Origin of the sequence: Pseudomonas putida (genome assembly GCF_025905425.1) — a bacterium.
GTDB classification, from domain to species: Bacteria; Pseudomonadota; Gammaproteobacteria; order Pseudomonadales; family Pseudomonadaceae; genus Aquipseudomonas; species Aquipseudomonas putida_AF.
Genome location: NZ_CP109603.1, coordinates 5845730 through 5869814, shown reverse-complemented (window position 1 = coordinate 5869814; position 24085 = coordinate 5845730). Strand labels below are relative to the sequence as shown.

Annotated in this window: 20 protein-coding genes and 1 riboswitch; of the genes, 6 read left to right on the top strand and 14 right to left on the bottom strand. The window is 63.5% G+C overall.

What is annotated here, in order from left to right; genetic code table 11:
* The first annotated feature begins 58 nt into the window (after positions 1–58).
* From OGV19_RS26390 to asd, 3 genes are read left to right on the top strand one after another with little or no spacing between them, the layout of a single operon-like run.
* Entirely contained in the window at positions 59–1594 is a 1536-nt protein-coding gene (locus OGV19_RS26390) for an HDOD domain-containing protein (protein WP_264311349.1), read from the top strand.
* Between the two features lie 44 nt (positions 1595–1638).
* A complete protein-coding gene (locus tag OGV19_RS26385; protein WP_264311348.1) occupies positions 1639–2448 on the top strand; it encodes a rhodanese-like domain-containing protein in 810 nt (269 codons plus the stop codon).
* 9 nt (positions 2449–2457) lie between these two features.
* Entirely contained in the window at positions 2458–3321 is an 864-nt protein-coding gene (gene asd / locus OGV19_RS26380; protein WP_264311347.1) for an archaetidylserine decarboxylase, read from the top strand.
* A gap of 46 nt (positions 3322–3367) precedes the next feature.
* On the opposite strand, the gene serB is transcribed toward asd, so the two are convergent.
* Positions 3368–4582: a phosphoserine phosphatase SerB gene (gene serB / locus OGV19_RS26375; RefSeq protein WP_264311346.1), complete on the bottom strand. Its 1215-nt coding sequence runs from the start codon at positions 4580–4582 to the stop codon at positions 3368–3370.
* 135 nt (positions 4583–4717) lie between these two features.
* On the opposite strand from serB, the gene OGV19_RS26370 reads away from it, so the two are divergent.
* Positions 4718–6187, top strand: a complete 1470-nt coding sequence (locus OGV19_RS26370) for an AhpA/YtjB family protein (RefSeq protein WP_264311345.1) — start codon at positions 4718–4720, stop codon at positions 6185–6187.
* A 92-nt stretch (positions 6188–6279) separates the two neighbouring features.
* Here OGV19_RS26370 and OGV19_RS26365 read toward each other — a convergent pair whose 3' ends face one another.
* The 9 genes from OGV19_RS26365 to OGV19_RS26325 all read right to left on the bottom strand — a co-directional run bounded on the left by OGV19_RS26365 (position 6280) and on the right by OGV19_RS26325 (position 15691).
* Positions 6280–6990 carry a PqiC family protein gene (locus OGV19_RS26365; protein WP_027592513.1) on the bottom strand — a complete coding sequence of 237 codons (711 nt, stop codon included), beginning with the start codon at positions 6988–6990 and terminating at the stop codon, positions 6280–6282.
* 173 nt (positions 6991–7163) lie between these two features.
* Entirely contained in the window at positions 7164–9422 is a 2259-nt protein-coding gene (gene parC / locus OGV19_RS26360) for a DNA topoisomerase IV subunit A (protein ID WP_264311344.1), read from the bottom strand.
* Positions 9423–9432: 10 nt separating this feature from the next.
* The gene (locus OGV19_RS26355) at positions 9433–9951 is read right to left on the bottom strand and encodes a retropepsin-like aspartic protease family protein (RefSeq protein WP_264311343.1); all 519 of its coding nucleotides are present in this window, start codon (positions 9949–9951) and stop codon (positions 9433–9435) included.
* Positions 9948–10934 (bottom strand): esterase-like activity of phytase family protein, encoded by a 987-nt coding sequence (locus OGV19_RS26350; RefSeq protein WP_264311342.1) that lies wholly within the window; start codon positions 10932–10934, stop codon positions 9948–9950. The genes OGV19_RS26355 and OGV19_RS26350 overlap by 4 nt, the downstream gene beginning before the upstream one ends.
* A complete protein-coding gene (gene parE / locus OGV19_RS26345) occupies positions 10931–12835 on the bottom strand; it encodes a DNA topoisomerase IV subunit B (RefSeq protein ID WP_264311341.1) in 1905 nt (634 codons plus the stop codon). The genes OGV19_RS26350 and parE overlap by 4 nt, the downstream gene beginning before the upstream one ends.
* Before the next feature lie 48 nt (positions 12836–12883).
* Positions 12884–13492: a YqiA/YcfP family alpha/beta fold hydrolase gene (locus tag OGV19_RS26340; RefSeq protein ID WP_264311340.1), complete on the bottom strand. Its 609-nt coding sequence runs from the start codon at positions 13490–13492 to the stop codon at positions 12884–12886.
* Positions 13493–13738: 246 nt separating this feature from the next.
* Positions 13739–14545 (bottom strand): 3',5'-cyclic-AMP phosphodiesterase, encoded by an 807-nt coding sequence (gene cpdA, locus OGV19_RS26335; protein WP_264311339.1) that lies wholly within the window; start codon positions 14543–14545, stop codon positions 13739–13741.
* Between the two features lie 85 nt (positions 14546–14630).
* A complete protein-coding gene (locus tag OGV19_RS26330) occupies positions 14631–15083 on the bottom strand; it encodes a DUF1249 domain-containing protein (protein ID WP_264311338.1) in 453 nt (150 codons plus the stop codon).
* Complete coding sequence (locus OGV19_RS26325; RefSeq protein WP_264311337.1) at positions 15074–15691, bottom strand: NUDIX domain-containing protein; 618 nt, start codon at positions 15689–15691, stop codon at positions 15074–15076. The genes OGV19_RS26330 and OGV19_RS26325 overlap by 10 nt, the downstream gene beginning before the upstream one ends.
* A 185-nt stretch (positions 15692–15876) precedes the next feature.
* Between OGV19_RS26325 and OGV19_RS26320 the strand changes: the two genes are divergently transcribed.
* On the top strand, positions 15877–16623 hold the full coding sequence (locus tag OGV19_RS26320; protein WP_264311336.1) for an RsiV family protein: 747 nt from the start codon (positions 15877–15879) through the stop codon (positions 16621–16623).
* Here the strand turns inward: OGV19_RS26320 and cytX are convergent.
* Both cytX and thiC read right to left on the bottom strand, forming a co-directional pair.
* Positions 16592–17875: a putative hydroxymethylpyrimidine transporter CytX gene (cytX, locus tag OGV19_RS26315; RefSeq protein WP_264311335.1), complete on the bottom strand. Its 1284-nt coding sequence runs from the start codon at positions 17873–17875 to the stop codon at positions 16592–16594. The two genes, OGV19_RS26320 and cytX, sit on opposite strands and share 32 nt — an antisense overlap.
* A 149-nt stretch (positions 17876–18024) precedes the next feature.
* Positions 18025–19905, bottom strand: a complete 1881-nt coding sequence (thiC, locus tag OGV19_RS26310) for a phosphomethylpyrimidine synthase ThiC (RefSeq protein ID WP_264311334.1) — start codon at positions 19903–19905, stop codon at positions 18025–18027.
* Positions 19906–20065: 160 nt separating this feature from the next.
* A riboswitch (TPP riboswitch) is annotated at positions 20066–20172 on the bottom strand.
* Between the two features lie 161 nt (positions 20173–20333).
* On the opposite strand from thiC, the gene OGV19_RS26305 reads away from it, so the two are divergent.
* Complete coding sequence (locus OGV19_RS26305; RefSeq protein ID WP_264311333.1) at positions 20334–21770, top strand: TolC family outer membrane protein; 1437 nt, start codon at positions 20334–20336, stop codon at positions 21768–21770.
* 94 nt (positions 21771–21864) lie between these two features.
* On the opposite strand, the gene waaA is transcribed toward OGV19_RS26305, so the two are convergent.
* On the bottom strand, positions 21865–23136 hold the full coding sequence (waaA, locus tag OGV19_RS26300) for a lipid IV(A) 3-deoxy-D-manno-octulosonic acid transferase (RefSeq protein ID WP_264311332.1): 1272 nt from the start codon (positions 23134–23136) through the stop codon (positions 21865–21867).
* 11 nt (positions 23137–23147) lie between these two features.
* Positions 23148–24038: a LysR family transcriptional regulator gene (locus tag OGV19_RS26295; RefSeq protein WP_264311331.1), complete on the bottom strand. Its 891-nt coding sequence runs from the start codon at positions 24036–24038 to the stop codon at positions 23148–23150.
* Positions 24039–24085: the final 47 nt, after the last annotated feature.

The following is a 24085-nucleotide window of genomic DNA, read 5'->3' as shown; positions in this document are numbered from 1 at the left end:
AGAACTGCGCCAGACTATAGCCACTCAAAGCGAAAAGCCAGTTCGGACTGATGTCAAAATGCCAATTGAAACCAAGGTGCCCGCTCAGCCGCCACGTACGTTAGAGGCCTGGGTAAAGCTGCTGGAGAGTGTTCGCATACCCGTGCCGAAACAGAGTTACGACCGGGTCCTGGCTGCCATAAATGACAGCCGCCGCTCCCTGCGCGATATCGCCGAACTGATGCAGGATAGCCCGGCACTGGTGCTTTCGGTAATGCGCGAGGCCAATCACCCGGCCAATGCCAGCCAGGCAGAGCCTGCCGAGAGCCTGGAAATCGCCCTTAACCGGCTAGGCCTGACGCGCATCGAACAGTTGCTCAAACGCCTGCCCTCGCTGCCGGCCGACGAGATCCCGCCTGTACTGAGCCAATTCCAACTGATCAGCCAGCACGCCTCGCAGCAAGCCAGCGGCCTGTTCGCCAGCCGACTGGCGCGCTTGTGGCAAGAAATCCACTGGGGCAGCCTGCTGTTCCTCTCCCCGCTCTGGCCGCTGGCCCTGGCCTACCCGAATCTGCTCGATACCTGGGAGTTGCGGGTTATCCACAAGGGTGAGAAGGCCGCTCAGGTGGAACAGGAGTTGTTTGGCGTGCGCATCATGGCGCTGTGCCAGACCATGGCAGAGTACTGGCGCCTGCCCCAGTGGGTGACCCAGGGCTACCGAATGCTGCTGGACGAACGCGACCAATTGGCCCAGGTATTCAACATTGCCCGCGAGCAGGACGTGCTGAGCCAGCAACACCGCCTGGACGAGGAACCCGGCCTGCGTCGCTGGTTCAACCAGCCGGCCAATACCGTGTTACTGGCCAACGGCCTGGCCTTGGCAGCCCAGGTAGGCTGGGACAATCCGCACTTGCTGCGCTGGCAACTGTTGACCGCCCTGTACCTGCAGACGTCGCTGGAAGACGTGCAGCAACAGGTTCACCAACAAGCTGCGGCCAGCGCCCGCCGCCATGCGCGCCAGGCACTGTTCCACCCGGCCGAAGCGCTGATCTGGCCCTGGCAGCAACGCCGCCCGCACCCGGGCATGCTGGCGCCACCACCGCCCAATAGCGAAGAGCTGAGCCGCTGGCGCAAGCTGTGCCAGGACCTGCTGGCGCAACCCAGCCCGTTCACCAATACCGTGCACCTGGCCACCCAGGCACGCGAGGCCCTGCTGGCTTGCGGCATGCAACGCATCATGCTGCTGACCCTGGACAAGGCAACCGACTACCTGCGTGTGCAGCAGACCGCCGGCTTGCCCAAGGAAGCGGCGGCCATGGCCCTGCAGGTAGCGCAGAGCAAGTTGCTGCAAAAACTGATGAGCCAGGCCGGGCAACTGCGCCTTACCCCGGACAACCACAGCCAGTTCTCGGCCCTGCTGCCTGCCCCGCTGCGTGCGTTCTTCCGTAGCGAGCACTTGCTGTTGCGCTCGCTGGCAGTCAACGACCAGGTTCTGATGCTGGCGGTGGCCGACCAAAGCGGCAAACCGCTGGCGGATATCAGCGTGCAAGCCTTTGGTAAAACCGCGCAATGCATCGAACGCGCGCTGTCCGTGTTTGCCAACCGCAAGGGCTGAGCCTTGCGCTACAATCGCCCCTCTTTCCACACTGGAGACCGTGGATGACTGACTTTTCCGGCCTGCCCCTGGTGATCGAAGCCGCAGACCTGCTGCCGCGCCTGGATTCGCCACAGCTGATCCTGGTCGACCTGAGCAGCGCCAACCGCTATGTCAGCGGCCATATCCCCGGCGCACGCTTCGTCGAAGGCAAGCGTACCCAGTTGGGCCAGCCACCCGCCCCCGGTTTGCTGCCGGCCCTGGGCGACCTGGAAAAACTGTTCAGTGAACTCGGCCACCGCAACGATGCCGTGTATGTGGTGTATGACGATGAAGGCGGCGGCTGGGCCGGGCGCTTCATCTGGTTGCTCGACGTGATCGGCCACAAGGCCTACCACTACCTCAATGGCGGTATCCAGGCCTGGCCGGCAGACAAGCTCACCACCGAGGTGCCTGCCAGCGGTAACGCGCCGGCGCACCTGCACATCCACGGCGAACCTACTGCCACCCGCGAGTACCTGCAAAGCCGTCTGGGCGCCGATGACCTGGTAATCTGGGACGCACGCGGCCCGCAGGAATTCAGCGGCGAGAAGGTGCTGGCAGCCAAGGGTGGGCACATTCCCGGCGCGATCAACTTCGAGTGGACTGCCGGCATGGACCTCAACGATCACCTGCGCATCCGCCAGGACATCGCCGACGTCCTCAACAACCTGGGCATCACCCCCGACAAGGAAGTGATCACCCACTGCCAGACCCACCGCCGCTCCGGCTTCACCTACCTGGTGGCAAAATCCCTCGGTTACCCACGCGTCAAGGCCTACGCCGGCTCGTGGAGCGAATGGGGCAACCACCCGGACACGCCTGTAGAAGTTTAAGGAACCTGCATGAAATCCCGTTTGTTCATCATCAGCCAGTACCTGCTGCCGCACCACCTGCTGTCGCGGCTGGCCGGCTGCATTGCCGAGTGCCGTGCACGCTGGTTCAAAAATGCCTTCACCGCCTGGTTCGCCAAGCGCTACCAGGTAAACATGTCCGAGGCCCTGGTCGAGGACTTGAGCGCTTACGAGCACTTCAATGCGTTCTTCACCCGTGCCCTGAAGCCCGGCGCCCGTCCGCTGGATGAAACCCCTGGCGCCATTCTGTGCCCGGCCGACGGTGCTGTCAGCCAGCTTGGCCCGATCGAGCACGGCCGCATCTTCCAGGCCAAGGGCCACGGTTTCAGCGCGCAGGAGCTGCTGGGCGGCGACCCGGCCATGGCTGCACCGTTCATGGGCGGTGAATTTGCCACCATCTACCTGTCGCCAAAGGATTACCACCGCGTGCACATGCCGCTGGCCGGTACTCTGCGCGAAATGGTGTATGTCCCGGGTCGCCTGTTCTCGGTGAACCAGACCACTGCGGAAAACGTCCCCGAGCTGTTTGCCCGTAACGAGCGGGTCGTCTGCCTGTTCGACACTGAGCGCGGGCCGATGGCCGTGGTGCTGGTGGGTGCAATGATCGTTGCCTCGATCGAAACGGTCTGGGCAGGCCTGGTAACGCCGCCCAAGCGTGAGCTGAAGACCTTCCGTTACGACGAAGCCAGCCGTGCGCCGATCCACCTGGAAAAAGGCGCCGAGTTGGGCCGCTTCAAACTGGGTTCGACCGCCATCGTGCTGTTCGGGCCAGAGCAGGTGAAGTGGGCTGAAAGCCTGGGTGCCGGCTCGGCGGTGCGCATGGGCCAGCAACTGGCAGCGCCTGTGCAGGCTTGATTGCCTGATAGATCTTGGGGCTGCAAAGCAGCCCCAAAAGCTCGAATCAACCGCGCGCGTCGCGGTCTCGCAGCCCCAGCAGATACAGCACACCGTCCAGCCCCAAGGTCGAAATCGCCTGTTTGGCCGATTGACGCACCAGCGGCTTGGCACGGAAGGCCACGCCCAGGCCCGCCAGCGACAGCATCGGCAGGTCGTTGGCGCCATCACCCACAGCGATGGTCTGGTCCAGTTGCAGGCCCTCTTCGCTGGCCAGTTGCTGCAGCAGTTCTGCCTTGCGCTGAGCATCGACGATCGGCTCCACGGCCACGCCGGTCACCTTGCCGTCCACCACTTCCAGCTCGTTGGCGAACACGTAGTCGATACCCAGGCGCGCCTGCACCTGGCGGGCGAAGTAAGTGAAGCCACCGGACAGGATCGCAGTCTTGTAACCCAGGCGCTTGAGCTCGGCGAACAGGTTCTCGGCACCTTCGGTCAAGCGCAGCGATGCGCCAATTTCATCCAGCACCCCCACATCCAGGCCCTTGAGCAACGCCATGCGCTCCTTGAAGCTGGCGCGGAAGTCCAGTTCGCCGCGCATCGCCCGCTCGGTGATCGCTGCCACCTGCTCGCCGACGCCCGCGGCCTTGGCCAGTTCGTCGATGACTTCGGCCTCGATCAGGGTCGAGTCCATGTCGAACACCGCCAGGCGGCGATTGCGACGGAACAGGTCGTCCTTCTGGAAGGCGATGTCGACACTTAATTCTTCTGCCAGAGCAAAGAAGTCCGCGCGCAGCGCCTGGCCATCGCTCGGCTCGCCGCGCACAGAGATTTCGATGGCTGCCTTGCCGTTCTCGGTGTCAGCATCCAGGCCCACGCGGGCAGACAAGCGCTCGATGCGCTCGATGGTCAGGCCGTACTGGCTGATGACCGCGCTGACCCGTTGCAATTGCTCTGGGGTGATCTTGCGGCTGAGCAGGGTGACGATATGGCGCGCATCGCCGTGACCATCGGCCCAATGCTGGTAATCCGCCTCGGAAATCGGCGTATAGCGGGCCTGCAGATTCAGCTCATGGGCCTTGCTCTGCACGCTTTGCAACAGGCTGGTGGCCACTTCGTTGTCCGGAATATCGACCAGAATGCCGAACGACAAAGTGCCGTGCATGACCGCCAGGCCGATGTCGAGGATGTTCACACCACCCTGCAGCAGGACGCCGGTGATGGCCGCAGTGAGACCTGGACGGTCTTCACCTGTGATGTTGATCAGGACGATTTCGCGCAAGACCGGACTCCGACTTCGATGAAAAATGCGCATTCTACCGATTTTCCGTGACCATCGGGCGCGAACGATACTTTGCCGACAAAACCGGTGTCGCTATACTGCCCCTCACTTTTATGCCATTAAGAGCCGAGCTCTGTGAACCGGCCCACCCCCGTCAAGCCAGACAACTTCTTCCTGATGATCTATCGTGCCCTGAGTCAACGTCGCGTCCCTCTGGCGCTGCGCATCGCCTTCACCAACATTTTCTTGGTGGCGCTGGCGCTGGTCATCTACGCCTGCGTGATGGGCCTGCAGTTCAAGCAGGCCATGCACGAGCAGGCCGACGCCTTGGGCCAGAGCCTGACCACGCAGACGGCCACGTCGGCAACTGAGCTGTTGGTGTCAAACGACATCCTCAGCCTCAACGTGCTGCTGGGCAATCTGGTGAAAAACCCGCTGGTGGCCCATGCGGCCATCTACAGCGTGGACAACCGCATCCTCGCCGAAGCCGGGCAACGCCCACGCAACAGCCTGCTGGGCGAAGCCGAAGGCCTGTACCAGACCAAAATCACCTTCCAGGATGTCACGGCTGGGCAACTGCGCATCAGCCTGGACATGAGCCAGTTCCAGCAGCCGATGCTCATCAGCCTGCAGAGCATGGGCATCCTCGCCGCCATCCTGCTGGCCTTGGCACTGAGCCTGAGCTTGCGCCAGGCCCGCCACATCACCACGCCGCTGCTGCAGCTGCGGGTCTGGCTGCGCGACCCGCACCCTTACACCCCGGCCACTGACCGCCAGGACGAAATCGGCGATATCGCCCGCCAGCTGCATGCTCGCCTGGCCCCGCCGCCACCGCCTGAGCCTGAGCCAGAGCTGGAAGACGAGGACGAAGAAGACACCTTCGACGACCTGCACGAGGCCGCCCCGGCGCCCAAGGCGGCCCCGCGCGCCAAGGTTGTCGCCCAGGTTGACGAAGAAGACGATGAAGCCTTTGCCGGGCTGCTGGACAACGAGGACAGTGCGCCCAAGGCTGTGCCATTCGAGTCTGACGAGCCGCAGAACACTGCTGTGCTGGCCGTGCAGCTCGGCTCTCAGGAGCAACTGCGCCGCCTGCCGCGCACGCGCCTGACCGAGTTGCTGGAACGCTACCGCGACTGCCTGGAGCACGCCGCCTCACTGTATGACGGTGAAACCCACACGCTCAACGACGGCAGCACCCTGGTGCTGTTCCACAGCCGCGACTGTGGCGAGGACTACCTGACCAATGCGATTTGCTGTGGCGAACTGCTGCGCGCGCTTGGCCATGCCCTGCAGATCGAAGTGGCCGACAGCGGCATTACCCTGCAACTGCAGTTGGGCCTGGCCCTGGGCAACGACCTGCAAGGGCTGGAGCTGGTCGACCTGCTGATGGCCGAAAAGGCCCAGGATGCCCTGGCACTGTCGCAGCACAGCCGCAACCTGCTGTTGGTGGAGCGCCAGATCAGTGATGACGCACTGATTCGTCAGCGCGCACGGATCCGCCCGATTGCCAGCCCGGAAGGCGCGTGTTGCGTGGAGCGGCTGATGGAGCCGTATCCGTCGATGCTGGAGCGCCAGCTGGCGCGGATGCACGAGCGCCGCGCCTGACGTTTGTAGGAGCGGCCTTGCGTCGCGAAAGGGCCGCGCAGCAGATAAAAAAGCCCGCACATGTGCGGGCTTTTTCGTATCTGACGGAACCATCAGAACCGATAGACTTCCATATCGGTACGGATCGGCGAAGCCATCGGGATCTTGGACTTCTCTGGAGCCTTCTTGACCTGTACCGGTGCAGCCGGCTTTTTCGGCGCTTCTTCAGCGATGGCTGGCTGGTTGGCCAACGGTTTGACCGCCGTGCTCAGTTGCTCGGCCAGCTTCTGCAGCAATTGCCCTTGAGCCTGCACCTGCGACGCTTCGCTACCCTCATGCTGCTGTTCGAGGTGAACGATGCGGTTGTCGCGTACATGGCCACGACGGTCGAGCAGGCGCCATTGGGCATCGAGAATCGCCGGTTGGTCCTTGCCGGAGTCCAGGCGGGTAATCGACAGCAAGACTTGCACGTCCGGGCTGAAACCGGCGGTCGCCGGAGCCAGCACCACGCGCTGGCTGTCCAGACGCCAGGCCAGCTGGCGCACCAGCAACTGGTCGATGTCAGACGAGAGGCTGCCGGCCCAACGACCGTCGGTCGCCGAACTCAGGCTGCCATCGGCCTGACGCTGCAGGAAGGTTTCGCGTTGCAGGTAATCGGCAACCGACACCGGGCCGAGCACCACAGCCATGCCTGCGCTTTGCGACGGCTGGCCGGGATCACCGCTGTCGAGCTGGTACAAGGCAACCGGCTGATGCATGCTGCATCCGCCCAGCCCTAAAAGGCCCGTCATCAACAGCGCAAATGGAAGGCGCAGAAGTTTCATCATCCCATCCAGGCGGTCGCCACAGGCAGACCGCAGTGATACTCATGTAGATTCAATCGGGCACACGGCCACGCCGGCACCGCAAGGGCCATATCATCCGCGAAATAGCTGTCCGACTCCAGCATTTCTGCCTGGAACGGCTCTGAAATTGCCGTTCCAGACATTTCAGCGGGTTACGCCGGGCCTTCCACCTGCAACCCATCGACACGCTGGAAGCCGCGTGGCAGCTTGCTGCCGCGCCGGCCCCGTTCGCCCTTGTAGTGCTCCAGATCGTCCGCTTTAAGCGATAGCGTACGCTTGCCAGCTTGCAATACAAGGGTCGCGCCTTCGGCTATTACAGCCAGATCGGTGACAAATTCTTCACGGCTGGCGACCCGATCGCCCGGCACGCCGATGATCTTGTTGCCCTTGCCTTTACCCAGTTGCGGCAAGTCGCTGACCTTGAACACCAGCAGACGGCCCTCGGTGGTGACCGCCGCCAGCCAGTCCTGCTCGCGGTTGGCCACCAGCCGCGGGGTCATGACCTTGGCCCCGTTGGGCAGGCTGAGCAGGCCCTTGCCGGCCTTGTTCTTGGCCTGCAGGTCTTCGCCCTTGACCACAAAACCGTACCCGGCATCCGAAGCCACCACATACAGGGCGTCATCGTCAGGCAACAGCACGCACTCGAATGTCGCCCCAGGCGGCGGCGTCAGGCGGCCGGTCAGCGGCTCGCCCTGCCCCCGCGCAGACGGCAGGGTATGCGCGGCCACCGAGTAGCTGCGGCCGGTGGAGTCGATCAACACGGCAAACTGGTTGGAGCGCCCGGCGGCTGCGGCCTTGAAACCATCGCCGGCCTTGTACGAAAGGCCGGTGGCATCGATGTCGTGGCCCTTGGCGCAGCGCACCCAGCCTTTTTCCGACAACACGACAGTGACCGGCTCGGTCGGCATCAGCTCGTTTTCCGACAGTGCCTTGGCTTCGGCACGTTCGACGATGGGCGAACGGCGGTCGTCGCCATAGGTCTCGGCGTCTTTGATCAGTTCGGTGCGGACCAGCTTGCGCAGCTTGGCGTCGCTGCCGAGCAGGGCCAGCAGCTTGGCCTGCTCCTTGAGCAGTTCGTCCTGTTCGCCGCGAATTTTCATTTCTTCAAGGCGCGCCAGCTGTCGCAGGCGGGTCTCAAGAATGTAGTCGGCCTGGATTTCCGTCAGCTGGAAGCGCTCGATCAGTGCCTGCTTGGGATGCTCCTCGGTGCGGATGATGTGAATCACTTCATCCAGGTTGAGGAAAGCCTTCAGCAAACCTTCAAGCAGGTGCAGGCGCTTCTCGACCTTGTCCAGGCGGTGCTGCAGCCGGCGGCGGACGGTATTGGTGCGAAATTCCAGCCATTCCAGCAACAGTGCCCGCAGATTCTTCAACTGCGGCCGGCCATCCAGGCCAATGATGTTGACGTTGACCCGGTAGCTGCTTTCCAGCTCGGTGGTGGCGAACAGGTGCTGCATCAGTTCGTCGGCATCCACCCGATTGGAACGCGGGATGATGACGATACGGCACGGGTTCTCGTGGTCCGATTCGTCACGCAGGTCGGCCACCATCGGCAGCTTCTTGGCCTGCATCTGAGCGGCGATCTGCTCCAGCACCTTGGCCCCTGAGACCTGGTGCGGCAGCGCGGTGACCACCACATCGCCATCTTCGACGCGATAAACGGCACGCATGCGGATCGAGCCGCGCCCGGTTTCGTAAATCTTCAGGATCTCGGCGCGGGGCGTGATGATTTCGGCTTCAGTCGGGTAGTCCGGGCCCTGGATATGCTCGCACAACTGCTCGACCGTGGCCTTGGGCTCGTCCAGCAGGCGCACGCAGGCACTGGCGACTTCACGCAGGTTGTGCGGCGGCACGTCGGTGGCCATGCCCACGGCAATACCGGTGGTGCCGTTGAGCAGGATGTTGGGCAGCCGCGCCGGCAGTACCGCGGGCTCCTCCAGGGTACCGTCGAAGTTCGGCACCCAGTCCACGGTGCCCTGACCTACTTCGTTGAGCAACACTTCGGCGTAGCGCGACAGGCGCGCCTCGGTGTAACGCATGGCGGCGAACGACTTCGGATCGTCCGGCGCACCCCAGTTGCCCTGGCCATCGACCAGGGTGTAGCGGTAGCTGAACGGCTGCGCCATCAACACCATGGCTTCGTAGCAGGCCGAGTCGCCGTGGGGGTGGAACTTGCCGAGCACGTCGCCGACGGTACGCGCCGACTTCTTGTGCTTGGCATCGGCATCGAGCCCCAACTCGCTCATGGCGTAGACGATGCGTCGCTGCACCGGCTTCAGGCCGTCGCCGATGTGCGGCAGGGCCCGGTCCATGATCACGTACATGGAGTAGTTGAGGTAGGCCTGTTCGGTGAAGTCAGCCAGCGAGCGGCGTTCGACGCCGTCGAGGCTGAGTTCCAGTGGGTCGCTCATGCGGGCCTCGTCATTTCAGGTTCTGGCGCAGCAGCATGGTGCCGCCGCGCTGGGTAAATTCAAGTTGTTTCAGGGCGCTCATGCCGAGCAGCACGGTCTGGCCGTCCAGGCCCGGTACCACGGTTGCGCGCACGTCCTGCAAGCGGATATCGCCCAGTTGCAGGGTGTTCAAGCGGGTACGGTAGCCTTCGGTGCGACCATTTGCGGTGCTGAGCAGCACCGGGCTGCCTCGCGCAAGGTCAAGCTCACCGGCCAGTGCTTCGGGGATGGCCACGTCGGTAGCGCCAGTGTCGAGCATGAAATGCACGGCCTGGCCGTTGATCGCGCCATCCACCACGAAGTGCCCCTGACCATTGCTCAAGAGGCGCACCTCGATGAAGCCTTCGCCACGCGATGACTGCACCTGGGCATTGGGATTGCGCTGGCTATCCTCCCATTGGCCGAAAAAACGTGTGGCAAGGAACAACGCCGCCGCCCAGGCGACGATCATCAATACCTTGCCGGCACGCTTGCCCGGTGCCTGGCTCATGGCTTGGCGCTCCAGCCGCCCTCTGGCGCCTCGAAGCGCCAGACGATCGGGCGCGCCTCGCCATCGGCGCGGCTGCCAAAGTTGTTATCCAGGCCAATCCACGCGCCTTTGGCATCGATCACCAGGGCTTCTGCCAGGCCGAACGGCTGATCGTAACGGCGGTGCTCGACCAGCGCATCGGCGGCGAACGACCAGCAACGCTCGACCTTACCGCTGTCCGCGTCGCGGCGGCAGATGCGATAGGCGTTACGCTCCAGGGTATACAGCTTGCCCTCGAACCAGGCCAGGTCGGCAAAGTCACGCGACAGCGCGCGTGGGTTGGGCATCTGTGGCGGCTGCATCTCGACACCCGCCTCGCTCAGCAGCACGCAACTGCGCCCGCAGGTCCAGACCGATTGCTGGCGCTCGATGGCCACCAGCCCCCGGCGCTCGCGCTCGGCCGCCAGCCAAATGCGGTCGCCTGCCGGGTTGATCGTCAGGCCTTCGAACAAGGCGTTGAAGTTCAGCAGCATGCCGCTGGCCCGGGCTTGTCGCACCATGGCCGGGTCGATTTTCAGCCAGTCCGGCTCGCCTTCGAGGGGGATCTGCAAGACAGCGGCGTGGGCCTCGCTGACCAGGTAAAGATTACCGGCCTGGTCACAGGTGATGCCTTCGAAGTCCAGCTCGCCACCGCGAACATAGGAGGCCGCCCAGTTGCGTGACTTCAGCCCCCACGGCAGGCCACTCTCCGGTACCGGCGGCGGGGTGAAAGTCAGCGGCTGGGCGCGCCACACCGCATTTTGCTGATCGAACCGGTAGATGCGGTCGTCATCACGATCTGAAACGCCCCATAACCCGCCTCGGCACTGCGCCAGGCCGGACAGGTTGCCACCGCGCATGCCCTCGATCGGGTGCTCGGCAGTCATCTTCAACTGCGGCCAGTGGCCCGCCAGGCTCGGCAAGGCAAACAGTGCAAGGCAAGCGGCGAGAAGCAGCCGAATCAAACCATGACCTCGGCAAGGTTGCCTTTGGTTTCCAGCCAGCTCTTGCGATCACCCGCGCGCTTCTTGGCAAGCAGCTTGTCCATCAGCTCGCAGGTAGCCTGCACGTCTTCTAGCGTCAGCTGAACCAGGCGTCGGGTGTTCGGGTCCATGGTGGTTTCGCGCAGCTGTGGCGGGTTCATCTCGCCCAACCCTTTGAATCGCGTGACTTGCGGCTTGCCCCGCTTCTTCTCGGCCACCAGGCGGTCGAGAATCCCATCGCGTTCGGCTTCATCGAGCGCGTAGTAGATTTCCTTGCCCAAATCGATGCGGTAGAGCGGCGGCATGGCCACGTAGACATGACCGGCCTCCACCAATGGGCGGAAATGCTGGACGAACAGCGCGCACAGCAGCGTGGCGATGTGCAAGCCATCCGAGTCGGCGTCGGCGAGGATGCAGATTTTGCCGTAACGCAGTTGCGACAGGTCGGCGGCGCCTGGGTCGACGCCGATGGCCACGGCGATGTTGTGCACCTCCTGGCTGGCCAATACTTCACCACCGTCCACTTCCCAGGTGTTGAGGATCTTGCCGCGCAGCGGCAGGATCGCCTGGAACTCTTTGTCCCGCGCCTGCTTGGCCGAACCACCGGCAGAGTCACCCTCGACCAGGAACAGCTCGGCGCGCATCGGGTCCTGGCCCGCGCAATCCGCCAGTTTGCCCGGCAGCGCCGGCCCCTGGGTGATGCGTTTGCGCTCGACCTTCTTGCTGGCCTTGAGCCGACGGCCGGCGTTGCTGATGGCCAGTTCCGCCAATTGCATGCCCAGCTCGGGGTGGGCGTTGAGCCACAGGCTGAAGGCGTCCTTGACCACACCGGAAACGAAGGCGGCCGCCTCACGGGACGACAGGCGCTCTTTGGTCTGCCCGGAGAACTGCGGCTCCTGCATTTTCATCGAGAGCACGAAAGTAATGCGTTCCCAGACGTCTTCCGGCGCCAGCTTGACCCCACGGGGCAGCAGGTTGCGGAATTCGCAGAACTCGCGCATGGCATCCAGCAGGCCTTGGCGCAGACCGTTGACGTGGGTACCGCCCTGGGCGGTGGGGATCAGGTTGACGTAGCTTTCCTGAACGCTGTCGCCGCCTTCGGGCAGCCACAGCAAGGCCCAGTCTACCGCCTCCTTGTTGCCGGCCAGGCTGCCGCAGAACGGCTCGTCCGGCAGGCGCAGGTACTCGTTGACCGAGTCGACCAGGTAAGAACGCAGGCCGTCCTCGTAATGCCACTCGACCTTCTCGCCGCTGGCCTTGTCCTCGAAGCTGACCAGCAGGCCCGGGCACAGCACGGCCTTGGCCTTGAGCACGTGCTTGAGGCGGCTGATGGAGAATTTTGGCGAATCGAAGTATTTGGGGTCGGGGCTGAAGTACACGCTGGTACCGGTGTTGCGCTTGCCGACCGAGCCGACCACTTCCAGTTCGCTGGCCTTGAAGCCATCGGCGAACGTCATCTGGTACTCGTTGCCGTCACGCTTGACGCGTACGCGCACCTGGGTCGACAGGGCGTTGACCACCGAGATGCCCACCCCGTGCAGGCCACCGGAGAACTGGTAGTTTTTGTTGGAGAACTTGCCGCCAGCGTGCAGCTTGGTGAGGATCAGCTCGACCCCGGACACGCCTTCTTCCGGGTGAATATCCACTGGCATACCACGGCCATCGTCGCTGACTTCCAGCGAGTGGTCGGCGTGGAGGATGACCTGCACCGAACGGGCATGACCGGCCAGGGCTTCGTCGACACTGTTGTCGATGACCTCCTGGGCCAAGTGGTTCGGTCGGCTGGTATCGGTGTACATGCCCGGTCGCTTGCGGACCGGATCAAGGCCCGAGAGGACTTCGATGGCGTCTGCGTTATAGGCGCTAGCGCTGGGATTGGCCATGGGGTCTCGTCGTCAGTCAGGTGAATGCAAGAAGCTCAGAATACAAGGTCAGAGCACAGAAAAGTCGAGCGACGCATACACGCCAGGGGCAATGCCGGCAAAGGCCAGCAGTGCCGGCAGGCGCTCGACGAAGCCCTGGAAGCTATGGTCGCCACCGGCCTGGATACGTAGGGCACACGCACGGTAATAGCGCTCGGCGTGGCGATAGTCCAGGGTTTCATCGGCGGTCTGCAACCACACTTGATAGCGGTTGGCGTCCTCGGGGGCTGGCACTTCCAGCTCGGCCAGGGCCTGCACGTGATCGTGGGTCAGCTCCCAGGCCTCATCGGTGTAGAGGTTGCGCTGGGTGCCGAGGTAGCCATCGAACAAGCGGTGCGGTGCCACTGCCGGGTTGATCAGCAAGGCCTTGAGGCCGTGGCGCTCGGCCAGATAGGTGGCATAGTAGCCGCCGAGCGAACTGCCGACCAGCAAGGGCTCGCCCAGCTCGGCGATGGCGCGCTCCAGTTGGGCGATGGCCTGGCGCGGATGATGGTGCAAGGCCGGCACGCGCAGTTGCTCGGGCAGCCCCAGCTGTTGCATGACCGCTTCGAGCTGACGCGCCTTCTTGGACAGCGGCGAGCTGTTGAAGCCATGGATATAGAGGATGGAACCCGACATGCTGCCCCCGGAATCTGCGGCTTCGCGCCCTTGTTGCGGGCGCAGGGACGCGCAGTGTAGCGCGTTCGCCGGCTTTTGACGCAGTGACGGGGATTTCGCAACACTTTCTGCAAAACCTGGGGGCGCTTCGCCCCCCTTTCGCGGCGCAAGGCCGCTCCCACAGAAGAATGCATTCGCGCTTGCCAACGCTATCCCTGTGGGAGCGGCCTTGCGCCGCGAAAGGGCTGCGCAGCAGCCCCGGGGTCGTCAATACCCCGGGCTGTCGAAATCCAGCTTCACCTCAAAGTCCCGCGCCCGTTCCACGCCGGTCTCCAACCGCCCGTCGGCATGCAAGCGCATCCAGCGATAGCCAGGCTGCTCTTCGCTCACTTTGAAGTCCTCGCTTTGCGCAGCGAACTGAATGCAGGTCGACGGCGTGGCCATCAAGCGCAGCCCATCGCGCATTTCGTCCCAGGTCTGGTGCACATGCCCCCAGAGCAACGCCCGCACCTGTGGATAACGTTCGACGATGGCGAACAGCGCCTGGGCATTGCGCAGCCCGATAGGCGCGATCCAGGCGCAGCCGATATCCACAGGCTGATGATGCAAGCACACCAGGCAATGGCGCTCGCCAGCGGTTTTCAACGCGTGCTCCAGAATGCTCAGCTGAGCCTCCTCAAGCAGGCCATGGGTCGCCCCCAGTACCGCTGAGTCGAGCATCACGATGCGCCAGCCACCTAAATCGGTCACCGCGTGTACCAGGTCTGTGCCCTGCGCGATTTCGGCCATGACCCTGGCTTCGTCATGGTTGCCCGGCAACCAGCGGGTCGCTACGCCAAACGCCCCGGTCAGCTCGCGGAACGCTTCATAGGACGCCACGCTGGCGTCTTGGGAAAGATCCCCGGTGCACAGCAGCAGATCGATGCACGGTTGCTCGCGCCGCACCTGGGCGACCACATGGCGCAGGCTGTCACGGGTGTTCAGGCCAAGCATGGTGCCGGCCGGGTCGGCGAACAGGTGGGCATCGGTGAGTTGCACCACATGCACGGGGCGGGTTGGGTCTAGGTGCGGCAACGGCCGTCTCCTCGATCGGATTCAGCCCGAATTATGGCCGGGCAACGGTTGCGAGCAAACACCCGGAACCGACCCACGTCACATTTCAGCGAACGCTTGCCAATTCGTGACCGCAGGCCAGGCAGTGGCTCAGCCATTCGCCGAGGAACAGATTGAGCTGCGCTTTTTCATCCGGCTGGTGCATACCCGCATTCGGGTACGGGTAGATACTGCGCAGACGCCGGGCATGCTCGGCACTGACCACCTCGGCCATGCGCGCATCGTGGTACACCTGAACCTCCAGGTGCGGCACCGGCAGCCACGGCAAGCTGTGCTCCTGGCGCACGTGCAGCGTGGTGGTGTAAGGGCAGGCCAGCACCACATCGAGCACCAGCACACCGAGCATCTGATCGCCCTGGGCCATGCCGATGCGACGCGAGCTCTGGGTGGTGCGCATGTCAGGCAACAAGCGCATCAAGCGGGCGTAATTGGCCTCGCAGGCTGCTTGCAGCCCGACCAGGTCGACCCGATATCGCTCGCGCAGCAGGTTCACTTCCACATACCTCGAACTTCGTCTCTGTTGAGCGCCAGCCATTGCAGGCCAATGATCGTCGCCGCGTTGCAGATACGGCCGTCACGCACCGCCTGCAAGGCATCTTCGAACGACCAGACGCGTACACGGATGTCCTCGCCCTCTTCTTCCAGACCATGCAGGCCGCCCGCACCCTCGCTGGTGCAACGCCCCAGGAACAGATGGACGTATTCGTCACTGCCGCCGGGCGACGGGAAGTAGCGGGTCATCGGCCACAAGGCGCTGAACTTCAGGCCAGCCTCTTCTTCAGCCTCGCGGTGCGCAACCTCTTCAGGTTGCTCGTCCTTGTCGATCAGCCCGGCGACCATCTCGATGAGCCACGGGTTGCCGACCTTGTCGAGGGCACCGACACGAAACTGCTCGATCAGTACCACTTCATCGCGCAGTGGATCGTAAGGCAACACGCAAACGGCATCGTGACGCACGAACAGCTCGCGACTGATCTCCCGCCCCATGCCCCCGGCGAACAGCTCGTGGCGCAGGTGCACCTTGTCGAGCTTGTAGAAGCCCTGGAAGCAGTTGGCCCGCTTGACGATCTCGACCGCCTTGGGGACTGAATTCAACGTGTCTGACATGGAAATCCTCATTACCTCAAGTACCGCATCGCGCCATCCTACTCTGCACGTTGGCGCGTTTCACCCCTTTCTAGCGACCGTTCGCGCACTCGGGACAGCGCGCCTTCTGTCTGTTAGCTTAGTGGCGAACTGACGGTCGCGCCGACGGTCAAAGGCCGACTTTTCCCTGTTCTGCAAGGATCATCATGACACTTGTCAAACTGACTTCCGTGGCCGTGCTGGCACTGGCCCTGGGTGCCTGCCAGAGCCTGTTCACGCCCAATTATCGAGCACCACTTGAGGTCAAGCGCGACGCTTGGGAGCACGTCAAACCCGGCTGCAGCGAAAGCGACTGCCCCCTGGTTAACATCGACACCATTCACTTCCCGGCCCTGCCCAAGCTCGACGGCATTGTCGAACAGCGCCTGCTGCAACTGACCGAAGACAACCAGCGCGGCGCCGCGCCGACCACCTTGCAGGCCTATGAGCAGCAGTATCTGGCCAGTGCCGACAAGCGCAACAGCAGCTACCTGCAGGCCAAGGTACGCGAGCAGCATGACGGACTGGTGATCATCGAGCTGTCCAGCTACCTGGACAGCGGTGGCGCCCATGGCATGCCGGGGCGCGGTTTCATCAACTATTCGCGCAAGCAGGACAAGGTACTGACCCTGCAGGACATGCTGGTGCCCGGCCAGGAAGAGACCTTCTGGAAAACCGTCGAAGAGTCGCACCGCGCGTGGATGATCAGCGTCGGCATGGACAAGGACGCCGAGTTCGTCAAAACCTGGCCCTTCAAGAAGTCGCCGCACATCGCCCTGACGTACGGCGCGGTGGTGGTCAAGTATGAGGTCTATGCCATCGCGCCCTATTCCATGGGCCACGTCGAGCTGAAAATCCCCTACCCGCGCCTGAACGGCGTGATCAAGCCCGAGCTGTTTCCCGGCCGCGGCTGAAGCTCAGTAGCGCATGCAGCACACCTGCCAGCACCAGTGCCGGCAGGGTCGCGCCCAGGTCCGGTGCTTGCGCGGCAATCAGGTGATAAGCCGCCACACCCACGGCCCAGGCCAGCAACGCCTGCCAGTGCAGGCCATCGATTTGCGACGGCAAGCGGCGGTGACGGATCACGTAGTGGTCCATCAGCACCACGCCGAACAGCGGCGCAAACACCGACCCGATCAGCAGCAGGAAGTTCTCGTACTGGGCCAGCGGCGCGAACAGCGCGATCAACGTGCACAGCACGCCGATGGCCAAGGCCAGGTGCTCAACCTTCAGGCGTACCAGCACGCCCGTGGAGACGGCGGCCGAGTGGATATCGGCAAAGGCTTTTTCCGACTCGTCCAGCAGAATCAACAGTAACGGAATACCCAGCCCGGCACCCGCAAGGGCCAGCAGCAAGGCATTGGCTTCGCCACTGGGGGCAAAGGCCAGGGTGTAGGCGACGCCCAGGCTCATCAGCCAGGTATTGCCGATGAAGTAGCCCAGCACGGTACCGCCGAAGACGCGCTTGCCACTGCGGGCGAACCGCGAGTAGTCGGCGATCAGCGGCAACCACGACAGCGGCATGGCGATGACGATGTCGAAGCCAACGGCCAGTGACATCGAGCCGTCACCGGCGCGGCGCCACAGGTCAGCCAGGTCTGCCTTGGCGAACAGGTTCCAGGTCAACCACAGGCATGCCCCCAGCAGCACCCAGATCCCCCACGCGCGCAACACCTTGCGCACGAACGCCAGCGGCCCGCTGACCGCAAGCAGGGTCGCCAGGGCACCGAAACACAGGGTCCAGAGCATGGGGCTGTTCCACGCGCTGGTTTCACCGAACGTCCGCGCACCGAGCAGGCTGGCAGCGTCGCGCATGACGATGATCTCGAACGAACCCCAGCCCACCAGTTGCAGCAGGTTGAGCAATGCCGGCAGCCGCGCGCCATGGCTGCCCAGGCTGAGCCGCAGGGTGCCCATGGCCGACAGGCCGGTATCGCTGCCGATGACGCCGGCCGCCCCAAGCAACAGCACGCCCACACCGGTGCCGAGCGCGATGGCCAGCACCGCGCCGGCCAGGCCCAGGCCTGGGGCGAGCATGGCGCCGACCTGCAGCACCATCAGGCCGATGCCGAGGGAGAACCACAGTGCAAACAGGTCGCCAAAGCCGAAGATGCGCTGGCTGGTGGGGACCGGGTGGTCAGGGGAGAAATGGCTGGGGGTTGTCATTGTCATGTTCGCCGGAAAGAGGAGGAGTCGCACACCCCCTCAGGTGGGAGCGGGCTTGCCCCGCGAAGGCGTCGGGCCTGCCAATCGCATTGGCCCAGCTGACGCTTTCGCGGGGCAAGCCCGCTGCCACAGGGGGACTGTGGCGAGTTTTATACTTTTTTGTACAGCTGGCTGCCTTCCTGGCGGAACCGCTCGGCCTGCTCGCGCATGCCGTCTTCAACCGTCACATCCACGGCTTCGATCTTGGCGGCGTATTCACGCACTTCCTGGGTGATTTTCATCGAGCAGAACTTCGGCCCGCACATCGAGCAGAAGTGCGCGACCTTGGCCGACTCCTTGGGCAGGGTTTCGTCGTGGTACGCGCGGGCGGTGTCCGGGTCGAGGCCCAGGTTGAACTGGTCTTCCCAGCGGAATTCGAAACGCGCCTTGGACAAGGCGTTGTCACGAATCTGCGCGCCTGGGTGGCCCTTGGCAAGGTCGGCGACATGGGCAGCGATCTTGTAGGTGATGATGCCGGTCTTGACGTCGTCCTTGTTCGGCAGGCCCAGGTGCTCCTTGGGCGTCACGTAGCACAGCATGGCGCAACCGAACCAGCCGATCATCGCCGCACCAATACCCGAGGTGATGTGGTCGTAACCCGGCGCAATGTCGGTGGTCAGCGGGCCAAGGGTGTAGAACGGCGCCTCGTCGCAGCATTCCAGCTGCTTGTCCATGTTCTCCTTGATCAACTGCATCGGTACGTGGCCCGGGCCTTCGATCATGCATTGCACGTCGTGCTTCCAGGCGATTTTGGTCAGCTCGCCGAGGGTTTCCAGCTCACCGAACTGAGCAGCATCGTTGGCGTCGGCAATCGAGCCCGGGCGCAGGCCATCGCCCAGCGAGAAGCTGACGTCGTAGGCCTTCATGATTTCGCAAATTTCGTCGAAGTGGGTGTACAGGAAGTTTTCCTGGTGATGCGCCAGGCACCACTTGGCCATGATCGAGCCACCACGGCTGACGATGCCAGTGACGCGCTTGGCAGTCAGCGGTACATAACGCAGCAGTACACCGGCATGGATGGTGAAGTAGTCCACGCCCTGCTCGGCCTGCTCGATCAGGGTGTCGCGGAACAGCTCCCAGGTCAGGTCCTCGGCCACGCCGCCGACTTTTTCCAGGGCCTGGTAGATCGGCACGGTACCGATCGGCACCGGCGAGTTGCGGATGATCCACTCGCGGGTTTCGTGAATGTGCTTGCCGGTGGACAGGTCCATGACCGTGTCCGAGCCCCAGCGGATGCCCCAGGTCAGCTTGGCCACTTCTTCCTCGATCGAGGAACCCAGGGCGCTGTTGCCGATGTTGCCGTTGATCTTCACCAGGAAGTTGCGGCCGATAATCATCGGCTCCAGCTCGGTGTGGTTGATGTTGGCCGGGATGATCGCGCGGCCGCGGGCGATTTCCTCGCGGACGAACTCGGGGGTGATTTCTTTCGGGATGTTGGCGCCAAAGCTGTGGCCAGGGTGCTGCTGGTCAAGCAGGCCGGCAGCACGGGCTTCCTGCAGCTTCATGTTCTCGCGGATGGCCACGTATTCCATCTCGGCGGTGATGATGCCCTGGCGGGCATAGTGCATCTGCGAGACGTTGACGCCCGCCTTGGCGCGGCGCGGATTGCGCACGTGGTTGAAGCGCAGCTTGGCCAGCTCTTCATCGTTCAGGCGCTGCTGGCCGAAGTTCGAGCTCAGGCCGCCCAGGCGCTCGGTGTCGCCGCGGGCGTCGATCCAGGCCGAACGCACATCGGCCAGGCCCTTGCGCACGTCGATGATGACGTTGGGGTCGGTGTACGGGCCGGAAGTGTCGTAGACCAGCACCGGGGCATTGGTTTCGCCGCCGAAGTCGGTAGGGGTGTCGTGCAGGCTGATTTCGCGCATGGGCACGCGGATGTCCGGGCGGGAGCCCTCGACATAGACCTTGCGCGAACGGGGGAACGGTTGCACGGACTGCTGATCGACTTGTGCCGATTCGCTGAGGTTGATCGTTTTTTCTTGTTTGCTCATCACGGGCTCTCCAGACAGCTTCCTAGCGGATGGAATGTCGGGGAGAACCTGAAAGACGCGGACGCACCCCTTTTTGGGTGTGCAGTGCCGGATACATGGGGGTGCCGTGAGCTGCTTGCAGCTAAGACAATCCCGGACCTGGCACAAGAGGCTCCCCGGGAAGGTGAGCAATCTTGTTCCCTACGCAGGCGCTAACCTGATCAGGTTCAACGGGATCCGCAACTTTGCGATCTCAGCCTTTGCTTCAAGGCACCCCGACAAGAACATGCGCAGTCTAGACTGGAGTGGTCGGCAAAGCCAAGCAGGTAAATGCGGGCGATGATGAAAGGCGTACCGGGCGATTGTTGCCGGGGACGCATGGCACTACACTGGCCCATCGCTCGATACTCAACAGTTCAGTAATTAAATTTCGTACAAGGATTGCCTCTATGCTGCGCAAACTCTCACTGGCGATAGCCGTGTCTTGTGCGTCCAACGGAGTGGTCTGGGCAGCGGATGTGCCCACGACGGTGAAGACCGACCTGGTCAGCGTCTACCAGGAAGCGGTCGATAACAACGCCGATCTTGCTGCGGCCCGCGCCGATTATGGCGCTCGTCGCGAAGTGGTGCCGCAGGCCCGTGCCGGGCTGCTGCCCAACCTGTCGGCGGGTGCCGAAATGATGAATACCCGCACCAAGCTCGACGAGCCCTCGATTACCTCCAACCGCAGTGGCAATTCTTGGAGTGCGACCCTGGCGCAGCCGGTGTTCCGTGCCGACCGCTGGTTCCAGTTGCAGGCCGCCGAGGCCGTCAACGAGCAGGCGGCGCTGGAGCTGTCGGCCACCGAGCAGAACCTCATTCTGCAGACCGCGCAAAGCTACTTCGCCGTGCTGCGGGCCCAGGACAACCTGGCCGCGACCAAGGCTGAAGAGTCCGCCTTCAAGCGCCAGCTCGACCAGTCCAACGAGCGTTTCGACGTGGGCCTGTCCGACAAGACCGACGTCTTGCAGTCCCAGGCCAGCTACGACACGGCCCGGGCCAACCGGATCATCGCCGAGCGCCAGGTACAGGATGCCTTCGAAGCCCTGGTGACATTGACCAACCGCGAGTATTCGTCGATCCAGGGCGTTGTCCACACCCTGCCGATACAGGTACCCGCGCCCAATGACGCCAAATCCTGGGTAGAGACAGCTGCCCGCCAGAACCTCAACCTGCTGGCAACCAACTACGCCGTCAATGCCGCCGAAGAAACCCTGCGCCAGCGCAAGGCCGGCCACGCCCCGACCGTGGATGCGGTAGCCAAATACCAGAAAGGCGATAACGACAGCCTTGGTTTCACCAACTCGCCCGTGCAGCCAAACGTGCGTTACGGCAGTGATGTGGAGCAGACCAGCATCGGCCTGCAGCTGAACATCCCGATTTACAGCGGCGGCCTGACCAGCTCGCAAGTGCGCGAGGCTTACCAGCGCCTGAGCCAGACCGAGCAACAGCGCGAAAGCCTGCGCCGCCAGGTGGTGGAAAACACCCGCAACCTGCACCGGGCGGTGAACACCGATGTGGAACAGGTGCAGGCGCGTAAACAATCGATCATTTCCAACCAGAGCGCACTGGAAGCCACCGAAATCGGCTACCAGGTCGGTACCCGCAACATCGTCGACGTGCTCGATGCTCAGCGCCAGCTGTACACCTCGGTGCGTGATTACAACAACAGCCGCTATGACTACATTCTCGACAACCTGAGCCTGAAGCAGGCCGCCGGGACCTTGAGCCCGCAAGACCTGGTGGATCTTAAGCGGTACCTGAAACCCGACTACAACCCGGACAAGGACTTCCTGCCACCAGACTTGGCGGCAGCGGCAGCAAAGAACTTCGAACGCAGGCCCTGATTCAAGGCAACGCACGGCCCCTGTAGGAGCGCCCTTTCGCGACACAAGGCCGCTCCTACAGGGATCGGGGCGCTGCGGGTCGCAGGGTTAAAATTTAGCCGATGAGTTTGCCTAGACCATCCAGCAGCCGCTGCAAAGCCCCCTGATTGGCCCGCATCACCGCCCTGCCCGCCTCGCCCATGCGCTGACGATCCTGCGGCAATTCGATCAACCGCCGCACCGCCTCGGCCAGCCCTTCGGCATCCTCGATCTGCTGCAACGCCCCGGCTTCTTTCAGCATCGCGCTGATCTCCAGGAAGTTGAACACATGCGGCCCCATGATCACCGGCAATGCCAGCGCCGCAGGTTCCAGCGGATTGTGGCCACCGGTCGCCACCAGGCTGCCGCCGACAAAGGCGATATCGGCCAGGGCATACAGAAACAGCAACTCGCCCATGGTATCGCCGAGCAGCACGCGGGTCTGGCCATCGACCGAGGTGCCGACAGAGCGACGCACGGTAGTGAGCTGTTCGCTGCACAAGGCATGCACCGCATCGAACCGTTCAGGGTGACGCGGCACCAGGATCAGCAGCGCATCGCCATGCACCTGCAGCAGCTTCTGATGAGCCTGCAGGATCAGCGCATCCTCGCCGTCATGGGTACTGGCGGCGATCCACACCGGGCGCTGGCGTGCGCCCCATTGCTCGCGCAGCGCTTCGGCGCGTGGCAGCAGTTGCTCGTCGATCTTCAGATCGAACTTGATCGAACCGGTCACCTGCACGCATTCAGGACGCGCACCCAGGTCGCGAAAGCGCTGGGCCTCGGTCTCCGTCTGTACCGCAATCAGGTTCATCTCGGCGAGCATCGGCCGGGTCAGCTTGGCAAAACGCCCATATCCACGGGCGGAGCGTTCGGACAACCGGGCATTGGCCAGGGCCACCGGGATGCCACGCTTGGCACACTGGTGGATGTGGTTGGGCCACAGCTCGGTTTCCATGATGATGCCCAGCTTCGGCTTCACATGGTCGAGAAAACGCCCTGCCGCCCATGGCAGGTCGTAGGGCAAGTAGCAATGCTGAACACGCGGCTCATCGGCGAACATCGCGCGTATCCGCTCGGACCCGGTCGGGGTCATGCAGGTGAGTGTGATCGGCAGGTCCGGGTAGGCCTTGAGCAAAGCCCGCACCATCGGCGCTGCAGCAATGCTCTCACCCACCGACACCGCATGCACCCAGATGCCGCCCTGGCGCATGGCTGGCAGGTTGAAGGCGAAGCGCTCGCCGATGCGCTGGCCGTAGGCCGGGGCCTTGCGCGCCCGCAGGAACAGGCGCAGCGCAACCAGCGGCAGGCCCAGGTGAAACAGCAAGGTATAGAGTGTTCTGTTCATGGCGGCGAAGTTTACCCGATCGCGCGCAGGTGCACCGCAAAGCGCTCGGCCAGCCATTGCGCGGCCGGGCCCAGTGGCTCGTCACGGCGCCAGGCCAGTTCTACGACCAGTGCCGGCGGCCGCCACTCGCTGGCGAGCTCGACCATTTGCGCCTGGTAAGTGGGGTACTGCACCACGTGCCGGGGCAACCACGCCCAACCCAGGCCACGCATCAGCAGCTCGGCCATGGCGTAGAAGCTGTCAGCGCGCCAGATCTGCGGGCTGATCGCCTCACCGCCGGGGTAGCCACTCTGCTGCGGGGTGATCAAGAGCTGGCGATGGCGTGCCAACTGCTGGCGGTTGACCCTTGCCTGCTGCGCGAGCGGATGGCCGATCGCGCACACCGTGACCATCTCCACACTCCCCAGGGCACGGCGCTCCAGCGAAGCCGGCATGCTCTCATGATGAAAGAACAGGCCAAGGTCGGCACGCCGCTCCACCAGCTTGCGTGCCACATCGCCCTGGGCGCCGCTGGCCAGTTGCACTTCCAGGTACGGGTAGCGGCTGGCCAGTTCATCAAGGCTGTCGATAACCGGCTGATAGGGCATGGCCTCGTCCTGGGCGACCCGCAACAAGGCTTCCTGGCCGCGCATCAGGGCCAAGGCACGACCGTCCAGCCGTTCGCACTGGCGCAGCAACTCGCGGGCGTCCTCCAGCAGCGCGGTGCCGTTTTCGGTCAGTTTCGGCTGGCGGCCACTGCTGCGGTCGAACAGGGTCACGCCCAGGTCCGCCTCAAGCAAGGCAATGGCATTGCTGACCGCCGACTGGGCTTTACGCTGCTCACGGGCAACGGCGGAAAACGAGCGCAGTTCGACAACACGCACGAAGGTCCGCAGTTGCTCCAGGTTCCACTGTTCGGCCATCAACCTATCTCCAGGGGTGATAGGTAATGACTTTACCCCATCCAGGC

What these genes read in the sequence shown, in the direction of transcription:
- parC (WP_264311344.1), bottom strand. Translation starts at nt 9,422, where the DNA reads ATGAGCGACCCACTGGAACTCAGCCTCGACGGCGTCGAACGCCGCTCG.
- OGV19_RS26385 (WP_264311348.1), top strand. Translation starts at nt 1,639, where the DNA reads ATGACTGACTTTTCCGGCCTGCCCCTGGTGATCGAAGCCGCAGACCTG.
- OGV19_RS26320 (WP_264311336.1), top strand. Translation starts at nt 15,877, where the DNA reads ATGACACTTGTCAAACTGACTTCCGTGGCCGTGCTGGCACTGGCCCTG.
- parE (WP_264311341.1), bottom strand. Translation starts at nt 12,835, where the DNA reads ATGGCCAATCCCAGCGCTAGCGCCTATAACGCAGACGCCATCGAAGTC.
- cytX (WP_264311335.1), bottom strand. Translation starts at nt 17,875, where the DNA reads ATGACAACCCCCAGCCATTTCTCCCCTGACCACCCGGTCCCCACCAGC.
- OGV19_RS26365 (WP_027592513.1), bottom strand. Translation starts at nt 6,990, where the DNA reads ATGAAACTTCTGCGCCTTCCATTTGCGCTGTTGATGACGGGCCTTTTA.
- thiC (WP_264311334.1), bottom strand. Translation starts at nt 19,905, where the DNA reads ATGAGCAAACAAGAAAAAACGATCAACCTCAGCGAATCGGCACAAGTC.
- waaA (WP_264311332.1), bottom strand. Translation starts at nt 23,136, where the DNA reads ATGAACAGAACACTCTATACCTTGCTGTTTCACCTGGGCCTGCCGCTG.
- OGV19_RS26355 (WP_264311343.1), bottom strand. Translation starts at nt 9,951, where the DNA reads ATGAGCCAGGCACCGGGCAAGCGTGCCGGCAAGGTATTGATGATCGTC.
- asd (WP_264311347.1), top strand. Translation starts at nt 2,458, where the DNA reads ATGAAATCCCGTTTGTTCATCATCAGCCAGTACCTGCTGCCGCACCAC.
- OGV19_RS26325 (WP_264311337.1), bottom strand. Translation starts at nt 15,691, where the DNA reads ATGTCAGACACGTTGAATTCAGTCCCCAAGGCGGTCGAGATCGTCAAG.
- OGV19_RS26305 (WP_264311333.1), top strand. Translation starts at nt 20,334, where the DNA reads ATGCTGCGCAAACTCTCACTGGCGATAGCCGTGTCTTGTGCGTCCAAC.
- OGV19_RS26295 (WP_264311331.1), bottom strand. Translation starts at nt 24,038, where the DNA reads ATGGCCGAACAGTGGAACCTGGAGCAACTGCGGACCTTCGTGCGTGTT.
- OGV19_RS26340 (WP_264311340.1), bottom strand. Translation starts at nt 13,492, where the DNA reads ATGTCGGGTTCCATCCTCTATATCCATGGCTTCAACAGCTCGCCGCTG.
- OGV19_RS26390 (WP_264311349.1), top strand. Translation starts at nt 59, where the DNA reads ATGCCAATTGAAACCAAGGTGCCCGCTCAGCCGCCACGTACGTTAGAG.